This is a genomic window from Salicola sp. AFF1, from assembly GCF_056783195.1.
Window position 1 is genome coordinate 1 of sequence record NZ_JBXAYL010000129.1, and the last position, 507, is coordinate 507.

Sequence of the window (507 nt, forward strand, 5' to 3'; positions counted from 1 at the left end):
CTGTATGAAGCCTTCAGACACGTCAAGCGTAACAAGGGCGCGGCCGGAATCGATGGGCAGAGCCTGAGTGCGTTTGAGGCGAATCTGGAGGCGGAGCTGTCGTGCCTGTTACTCGAGCTGAAGGACAAGCGCTATCAGGCGCAGCCGGTCAGACGTGTGGCCATCGCCAAGGATGACGGAGGTGAACGTCTGCTGGGTATTCCAACGGTTCGGGACCGGGTTGTGCAACAGGCGTTGCGCCGTATCATCGAACCGATCTTCGAGCCGGACTTTCACCCATCGAGTTACGGGTATCGTCCGGGACGCAGTGCGCACCATGCCATCGGCAAGGCGCAGCTGTTCATCCGCCGCTACCGGCGTGAATGGGTTGTGGACATGGACCTGTCGAAGTGTTTCGACACACTGGACCATGACCTGATCATTCGCCGGTTCCGTCGCCGGATCGCGGACGGCAGCGTCCTGTCACTGCTGCGCCAGTTTCTGGAAAGCGGCGTGATGGTAGGGTAC

At 60.4% G+C, this 507-nt stretch carries 1 protein-coding gene; it reads left to right on the plus strand.

Annotated features, from left to right (window positions below):
- The coding region (locus tag AC1RQI_RS17040) for a reverse transcriptase domain-containing protein (protein ID WP_481905806.1) at positions 1-507 on the plus strand (507 nt) is incomplete at both ends.